This window comes from Buttiauxella brennerae ATCC 51605 (genome assembly GCF_001654925.1).
GTDB classification, from domain to species: Bacteria; Pseudomonadota; Gammaproteobacteria; order Enterobacterales; family Enterobacteriaceae; genus Buttiauxella; species Buttiauxella brennerae.
In genome coordinates, this window is the sequence record NZ_LXER01000020.1 from 266,976 (window position 1) to 275,693 (window position 8,718).

The 8,718-nt window shown below is 50.5% G+C and carries 7 protein-coding genes; 6 read left to right on the forward strand and 1 reads right to left on the reverse strand.

The window, feature by feature from the left end; translation table 11 throughout:
- The first annotated feature begins 129 nt into the window (after positions 1–129).
- The 4 genes from fdnG to M975_RS13125 all read left to right on the forward strand — a co-directional run bounded on the left by fdnG (position 130) and on the right by M975_RS13125 (position 5,089).
- The gene (gene fdnG, locus M975_RS13110; protein WP_157093381.1) at positions 130–3,177 is read left to right on the forward strand and encodes a formate dehydrogenase-N subunit alpha; all 3,048 of its coding nucleotides are present in this window, start codon (positions 130–132) and stop codon (positions 3,175–3,177) included.
- Positions 3,178–3,188: 11 nt separating this feature from the next.
- Positions 3,189–4,073, forward strand: coding sequence for a formate dehydrogenase subunit beta (gene fdxH, locus M975_RS13115; protein ID WP_064560059.1), 885 nt, complete (start codon positions 3,189–3,191; stop codon positions 4,071–4,073).
- Entirely contained in the window at positions 4,069–4,725 is a 657-nt protein-coding gene (fdnI, locus tag M975_RS13120; RefSeq protein WP_064560094.1) for a formate dehydrogenase-N subunit gamma, read from the forward strand. Before fdxH ends, fdnI begins: the two co-directional genes overlap by 5 nt.
- 109 nt (positions 4,726–4,834) lie before the next feature.
- Entirely contained in the window at positions 4,835–5,089 is a 255-nt protein-coding gene (locus M975_RS13125; protein WP_064560095.1) for a DUF1158 domain-containing protein, read from the forward strand.
- An 82-nt stretch (positions 5,090–5,171) separates the two neighbouring features.
- Here M975_RS13125 and M975_RS13130 read toward each other — a convergent pair whose 3' ends face one another.
- On the reverse strand, positions 5,172–6,419 hold the full coding sequence (locus M975_RS13130) for a mechanosensitive ion channel family protein (RefSeq protein WP_064560060.1): 1,248 nt from the start codon (positions 6,417–6,419) through the stop codon (positions 5,172–5,174).
- Between the two features lie 240 nt (positions 6,420–6,659).
- Between M975_RS13130 and M975_RS13135 the strand changes: the two genes are divergently transcribed.
- Positions 6,660–7,778: a YbdK family carboxylate-amine ligase gene (locus M975_RS13135; RefSeq protein WP_064560061.1), complete on the forward strand. Its 1,119-nt coding sequence runs from the start codon at positions 6,660–6,662 to the stop codon at positions 7,776–7,778.
- A gap of 221 nt (positions 7,779–7,999) precedes the next feature.
- Positions 8,000–8,566, forward strand: a complete 567-nt coding sequence (locus M975_RS13140; protein WP_064560064.1) for a helix-turn-helix transcriptional regulator — start codon at positions 8,000–8,002, stop codon at positions 8,564–8,566.
- Positions 8,567–8,718 lie beyond the last annotated feature (152 nt).

Below are 8,718 nucleotides of genomic sequence, written 5' to 3' on the forward strand. Positions count from 1 at the left end.
CATCAATTCCCCCTACTCATGAAGGGGTAACTCGCTACCCAATGCTTAGCGACTTGATTTTGCTCAATAAGCCACCGTTAAATGTGGGTATTTTCGCGACCATTCAAACGTCATAACAGTGAGGTTACGATGGACGTCAGTCGCAGAAAATTTTTCAAAATCTGTGCCGGCGGGATGGCAGGAACAACCGCCGCAGTTTTAGGGTTTGCTCCCAAAGCGGCATTCGCGGAGGTGCGCAATTACAAATTGCTGCGCGCTAAGGAAACCCGCAATACCTGTACATACTGCTCCGTAGGCTGTGGTTTGCTGATGTATAGCCTGGGCGATGGCGCGAAAAACGCCAAATCCAGCATTTTCCATATTGAAGGTGACCCGGATCACCCGGTCAACCGTGGAGCGTTATGCCCGAAAGGCGCGGGACTGCTCGATTACATCCACAGCGAAAGCCGCCTGCGTTACCCGGAATACCGCGCGCCAGGCTCTGATAAATGGCAGCGTATTAGCTGGGACGATGCATTCTCACGCATTGCCCGCCTGATGAAAGACGACCGCGACGCCAATTTCGTTGAGAAAAATGAACAAAACGTGACGGTCAACCGTTGGCTCTCCACCGGCATGTTATGCGCGTCGGCGGCCAGCAACGAAACCGGAATGCTGACACAAAAATTTGTCCGCTCGCTGGGCATGTTAGCGGTAGATAACCAGGCGCGCGTCTGACACGGACCAACGGTAGCAAGTCTTGCTCCAACATTTGGTCGCGGTGCGATGACCAACCACTGGGTTGATATCAAAAACGCCAACGTTGTGATGGTAATGGGCGGCAACGCCGCTGAAGCGCATCCGGTGGGTTTCCGCTGGGCGATGGAAGCCAAAAACAACAACGACGCCACGCTGATTGTGGTCGATCCGCGCTTTACCCGCACGGCTTCTGTTGCGGATATTTACGCGCCAATCCGTTCCGGCACCGACATTACTTTCCTGTCGGGCGTTCTGCTGTACCTGATTTCCAATAACAAAATCAACGCCGAATACGTTAAGCATTACACCAATGCCAGCCTTTTGGTGCGTGACGATTTTAGTTTTGATGATGGCCTGTTTAGCGGCTACGATGAGCAAAAACGCCAGTACGATAAAACCAGCTGGAACTATCAGTTCGACGAAAACGGCTATGCGAAACGCGACGATACGCTTAGCGATCCGCGCTGCGTGTGGAGCCTGCTTAAAGAGCACGTTTCCCGTTATACGCCGGAAGTAGTCGAGCATATTTGTGGCACACCGCAGGACGATTTCCTGAAAGTGTGTGAAGTGCTGGCCTCAACCAGCGCCGCTGACCGCACCACCACCTTCCTCTACGCGCTGGGCTGGACGCAACACACCGTGGGTGCGCAGAACATCCGCACCATGGCGATGATCCAGCTGCTGCTCGGTAATATGGGCATGGCGGGCGGTGGCGTAAACGCCTTGCGTGGGCACTCCAATATTCAGGGGCTGACCGATCTTGGCCTGCTGTCCACCAGCCTGCCGGGTTACCTGACGTTGCCATCCGACAAACAGGCCGATCTGGAAACTTATCTGACGGCAAACACGCCGAAAGCCACGCTACCAGGCCAGGTGAACTACTGGGGTAACTATCCGAAGTTCTTCGTCAGCCTGATGAAAGCGTTCTATGGCGATGATGCGCGCAAAGATAACAACTGGGGATTTGACTGGTTGCCGAAGTGGGACCAGGCATACGACGTGCTGAAGTATTTCGACATGATGGACCGCAACAAAGTCAGTGGTTACATCTGCCAGGGCTTTAACCCGGTCGCCTCGTTCCCGGACAAAAACAAAATTGTCGCCAGCCTTAGCAAGCTGAAATATCTGGTGATTATCGACCCGCTCGTCACCGAAACGTCGAACTTCTGGCAGAACCACGGCGAAATGAATGACGTGAACCCGGCTGCGATTCAGACCGAAGTGTTCCGCCTGCCATCCACCTGCTTTGCCGAAGAAGACGGTTCAATTGCCAACTCCGGGCGCTGGTTACAGTGGCACTGGAAAGGGGCAGATGCACCGGGAGAAGCGCGTAACGACGGCGAAATTCTGGCTGGGATTTACCACCAAATCCGCGAGCTTTATCGCTCAGAAGGCGGTAAAGGCGCTGAGCCGCTGCTGAAAATGGGCTGGCATTACGAGTTGCCGGATCAACCGGAGTCCGAAGAGGTCGCCAAAGAAAACAACGGCTACGCGCTCGAAGATCTGTTTGATGCCAACGGAAATCTGCTGGCGAAAAAAGGCCAGCTTCTGGACTCGTTTGCACTCTTGCGTGATGACGGCACCACCGCATCTGCCTGCTGGATTTATGCCGGTAGCTGGACGGCGAAAGGCAACCAGATGGCGAATCGTGATAACGCCGATCCATCAGGACTTGGCAATACACTGGGCTGGGCCTGGGCATGGCCACTCAACCGCCGCATTATTTACAACCGCGCCTCTGCTGACCCACAGGGTAAGCCCTGGGATCCGAAGCGCATGTTGATCAAATGGAACGGTGCGAAATGGGTGGGCAACGATATTCCTGACTACAACACCGCCCCTCCGGGCAGTGGCGTCGGGCCGTTTATCATGCAGCCAGAAGGTTTGGGTCGCCTGTTTGCCATCGACAAAATGGCGGAAGGCCCGTTCCCTGAGCACTACGAGCCGTTTGAAACGCCGCTGGGTACTAACCCGCTGCACCCGAATGTGGTCTCGAACCCGGCCGCTCGTCTGTATGAAGCCGATGCCAGACGCATGGGCAAACGCGAGCAGTTCCCTTACGTCGGCACCACTTATCGCCTGACCGAGCACTTCCACACCTGGACCAAGCACTCACGGCTTAACGCGATTGCGCAGCCCGAGCAGTTTGTGGAAATCAGTGTGGCGCTTGCAAAAAGCAAAGGCATCGCCAATGGCGACCACGTGAAAGTCAGCAGCAAACGCGGGTTTATTCGCGCCGTTGCGGTGGTCACGCAGCGCCTGCAAACGCTGAACGCTGGCGGGCAGGAAGTGGAAACCGTCGGTATTCCGCTGCACTGGGGCTTTGAAGGTACGGCGCGTAAAGGCTATCTCGCCAACACGCTGACGCCATCGGTCGGTGACGCTAACTCGCAAACGCCAGAGTACAAGGCGTTTCTGGTCAACATTGAGAAGGCGTAAGGAGCGAACTCATGTCCATGCAATCTCAGGATATTATCAAGCGTTCGGCTACCAACGGCTTTACGCCGCCGCCGCAGGCTCGTGACTTCAAAGAAGAAGTCGCCAAGCTGATTGACGTCTCAAGCTGTATTGGCTGCAAAGCCTGCCAGGTCGCCTGTTCGGAGTGGAACGACATCCGCGATGAAGTCGGTCATTGCGTCGGGGTTTACGATAACCCCGCCGATTTGAGCGCCAAATCCTGGACGTTAATGCGCTTTAGCGAAACCACGCAAAACGGCAAGCTGGAGTGGCTGATTCGTAAAGATGGCTGCATGCACTGCGAAGACCCGGGCTGCCTGAAGGCGTGCCCGTCTGCGGGTGCCATTATTCAGTACGCCAATGGCATCGTCGATTTTCAGTCGGAACATTGTATTGGCTGCGGCTATTGCATCGCCGGTTGCCCGTTCAACATTCCGCGCCTGAACAAAGACGATAACCGCGTCTACAAATGCACGCTGTGTGTCGATCGCGTCAACGTGGGCCAGGAGCCGGCCTGTGTGAAAACCTGCCCGACGGGTGCCATCCACTTTGGCACCAAAAAGGAGATGCTGGATGTCGCCGACGAGCGCGTGGCAAAGCTGCAAAAACGCGGCTATCCGCATGCTGGCGTCTACAACCCGCAGGGCATTGGCGGCACTCACGTGATGTATGTGCTGCACCACGCCGACCAGCCGGAGCTGTATCACAACCTGCCGAAAGATCCGCATATCGACGTGCCGATTAACCTGTGGAAAGGGATCCTCAAACCGTTGTCGGCGGCAGGTTTCATCGCCACTTTTGCCGGGCTGATTTTCCACTACATTGGCATCGGGCCAAACGAAGAGGTGGATGAAGACGAGGAGGAACATCATGATTAAGCAGAGCAAATCGATTATCAGGACGAAATTTATCGACCGAGCCTGCCACTGGACGGTGGTGATTTGCTTCTTCCTGGTGTCACTTTCCGGCATTGCGCTGTTCTTCCCGACGCTGCAATGGCTGACGGAAACGTTCGGTACACCGCAAATGGGGCGCATTTTGCACCCGTTCTTTGGGGTGCTGATTTTCGTGGCACTGATGTTTATGTTTGTGCGTTTCGTGCATCACAATATCCCGGAAAAGCAGGACTGGCCGTGGGTGAAAAATATTGTCGAAGTGCTGAAAGGCAACGAGCATAAAGTCGCGGATGTCGGCAAGTACAACGCCGGGCAGAAGATGATGTTCTGGACCATTATGAGCATGATTTTCGTGCTGCTGGTGACCGGAGTGATTATCTGGCGGCCCTATTTTGCCCCGTACTTTTCCATCAAACTGGTGCGTTACAGCCTGCTGATTCACGCAACTGTCGCCATCATTTTGATTCACGCCATTCTGATCCATATGTATATGGCGTTCTGGGTGAAAGGTTCGATAAAAGGCATGATCGTCGGCAAAGTCAGCCGCCGCTGGGCGCAGAAACACCATCCGCGCTGGTATCGTGCGGTTCTGGCGAAAGAAGCCAAGAAAGAGAGTACCGAAGGGTTGGAGTGAATGTGCCCTGCTGTCCCCGGCGTTTGCGCCGGGGATTTGTATCAGCCGTTATTTTCCCGGACAATGTGTTTTTGACTCTGTTTAAACCCTATCCGGTGTAACCACAATGATGAAACACCCTCTTGAAACCCTGATGAGCGCTGGCAGTATTTTGCTGCTGGCCTTTTTCTCCTGCCTGCTGCTTCCTGCCCCGGCGCTGACGATTGAGCTGGCACAAAAGCTGATCACTATGTTCCACCTGCTGGATATGAACCAGCTCTACACCATTATTTTCTGCCTGTGGTTCCTGGCGTTGGGTGCCATTGAATACTTCGTGATTCGTTTTATCTGGAAGCGTTGGTTTTCGATTGACCGGGAAGCGTAACGTCGCGGTTGTAGAGTGGATTCGCGCAAGCGCCATCCGGCATTTACACAAGAATTGTCGGATGTCGCTATGCTAATCCGACCTACAACGAGGTCGGTAACACAATCGAACGAATATCGTTGCCGGTTGGCGCTTGATGAATCCGCAGGCCGAATTGATCGATAACAGCAAATATATGCTCGAAAATATCGGCCTGAATCGCCTCATATTCCAGCCATGCCACGGTATTGGTAAACGCATAAATCTCGATCGGCAGACCTTCTGAACCCGGCGCTAACTGGCGCACCATTAAGGTCATATCTTTGCGAATACGCGGGTGGTTTTGCAGATATTCCGTCAGATAGACGCGGAACGTCCCCACATTGGTCATGCTGCGGGCATTAAGCACTGAAACCCCATCGCTATTATGCGTGCGGTTATAATCTTCAATTTCTTTCGTGCGCGAGTCCATATAAGGCTTTAATAATCTCGCCTTCATTAAATGCTCTATTTCATCGGCTGAAAGAAAATGAATACTGGTGGTATCAATATTAATGCTGCGCTTAATACGGCGACCGCCAGACTGCGACATTCCGCTCCAGTTTTTAAAGGCATCTGAAACCAGTGCGTAGGTTGGAATAGTGGTGATGGTGTTATCCCAGTTCTGCACTTTCACGGTCGTCAGGCCAATATCAGTGACTGCGCCATCGGCACCGAACTTAGACATTTCCAGCCAGTCGCCCAACTTTAGCATCCGATTTGCCGAAAGCTGAATCCCCGCCACCAGCCCAAGAATCGGGTCTTTAAATACCAACATCAGCACCGCAGCCATTGCACCCAAGCCGCTGATGAGAATCGCCGGCGACTGGCCGATGATTCTGGAGATCATCATAATGCCAATCACAATCGAGCTGATTAATTTCACCCCCTGGAATATCCCTTTTAGCGGAATATTCGACGTGATAGTAAATTTCTGTGAGAAATTATAAATAACATCCAGCAAAGAAAATAACGACAACAAGGAGTAGAGCATAATCCATAGCTGTGCGCAGGTGATCAGTATCTCGCTGACATCACTCCCTTTCTGCAACCACAGCACGGCCTGAATATTGACAATAACCCCTTGCAGGGTAAGTGCAACGCGATGAAATAACTTGTTTTCCGTGATGATTTGCAGCCATATATGATGACTGGTACTGGCACGTTTTTCAAAAGTACGTAGAACAACTCTGTGCAGGATAAAATGTACAACTAATGAAAATAGAAAAATAATTGCTAAAACCACAAATATCGAAGTTGTCTCATCAATGACAACACCAAATTTGCTTAAAAGTGAAACCAAATCTTTCATAATATCTCCTTCGAATCCAGCGCATATAATGATGGCAGATGAATCGATGTGCAACTTTATGGCTGATTTTTATTCACTGAATATTCTTTACAATATTCCCATTGCATTAATGTGCGATGGATAATTCTTAGTAAGAATAAAGAGATAAAAACGGTTTAAAGCAAGGGCGGTTTTCCTGCGGCTGGCTATACTCAATTCAATAATAGATTCGCCTGCGGGCGCATAAAGCGAGAGAGCAGTATGCCTTTAAGTGACTTTGTTCATTCTGATCCCTACACCCTCGGCATTGAGCTGGAATTGCAGATAATCAACCCGCCAGCCAACGATCTCAGCCAGGACTCGTCGCTACTGATTGAATCCTTAAAAGGTACGGTGACGGAGGGCGAAGTCAAACATGACATTACTGAAAGCATGCTGGAAATCGCAACGGGCGTCTGTGCCGACATTACGCAGGCATATTCTCAGCTTTCCACTTTGCGCCAGCACGTCCTGCAATCGGCAAGCAAACACCATCTGGCGATTTGCGGCGGCGGCACACATCCGTTCCAAAAGTGGGAGCGCCAGGAAGTTTGCCAGAGCGAGCGCTATAACAAGACGCTTGAGCTATATGGCTATTTAATGAAACAGGCGACGGTGTTTGGCCAGCATGTGCATGTCGGGTGTGAAAACGAAGAAGATGCTATCTATTTGATGCATGGCTTATCACGATTTGTTCCACATGTTATCGCGCTGTCGGCATCATCGCCTTATATCCAGGGCGGAGATACCACCTACGCCTCCTCGCGCCTGAATATATTCTCGGCCTTCCCGGATAACGGCCCTGCGCCGTTCGTCAGCGACTGGCATGAATTTAAATGGATGTATCAGCGCCTTGAGTCCAGCAGCATTGTTCAGTCAATGAAAGACCTGCACTGGGACATTCGCCCCAGCCCAAAATTTGGCACCGTAGAGGTGCGGGTTATGGATACGCCACTCACTATTGGCCGCGCGGTCCATATAGCCGGTTTTATTCAGGCCCTGGCTCACTGGTTGCTTAGCGAACGCCCCTTCGTACCGCGTTCGGAGGACTACCTGCTTTACCGCTTTAACCGTTTTCAGGCCTGCCGCTTTGGGTTGGAAGGTATACTGACGGATGTGCGCACCGGCGAACAACGCACACTTGCAGAAGATATTCTTCCACTGCTGGATACACTTGCGCCCTATGCGGCACAACTCCATGCAAGCTCTGCGCTAGAGGCTATTGAAAGCTACGTGCGCAGTCACGACAGCGATACTGGCCGCATCCGTCAGTTTGTCGCCGAAGGGGGGTTGTTAACAGAACTAATACGTGAACACTGTCAGATCTGGGCTACAAAATAATTTTATTATTCTATTTTAATACTTTTCCCGACATCGGTCGGGCACAAAGCCACTGAACTACAAGCATAATTAGCCATAGTGAATTAATTATTTAGTTAACCTAACTAATCCAATCATTTATTTAAATGTAATGCATGATAAAGTCACGCAAAATTAATCAGTCAATACCCAAAAGCTTATAAAACGGACGTTTTACTGCAACCATTAAAAGGATTTACATCGTGACGGACGCATCAAGTCAGCTAACAAAAAAAATTTACATTCTCAGTGATAACAACTTTCTATTGCCAGGTGTGGAGGAAGTATTATCCGTCCTGTGTAATAAAAACTTCAACATCACTGTTAAAAAGGTGCCAAACAGTAAACTAATTAACTTTCTGGAAAAACTTAATAATCAACCTGACAGTTTGAATGTGATTAACTATTTCATCGCCGAAAAACATGTTTTCTATATGCTAAGACTAAACAATATGTCACTAAAAGGCGTGCTGATTCCACCTGCCGTAACACTGCGTGATTTAGAGAGAATTCTTGAAAGCTGTAATAAAAAGCCCTCATCACTCAACTCTGATTATTATCATCGCAATACACACTCTCATCGTGAAGTAGAAGTGGTTTCATTATTACTCGAAGGGCTAACACAAAAAAACATCGCCGACCGGTTAGGAATATCGATTAAAACAGTCAGTCACCATAAACAACTCGCCATTAGAAAGAGTGGTTTTTCAAACTTTAATGAATATTACTTGCGTAATTCATCTATCAACTCTTTCATTGGTCATCACTGATAATTGTAGTGGAATACTAAATCTGGCCACCTGAATAGAGGTGATATCATCGCCTCATAGTCAAAACAGGTGACATTATGACCGGACGTAACAGACGCAATTTTAGCCCAGAGTACCGACTTGAGGCTGCCCAACTTGTACTCGATCAGCAC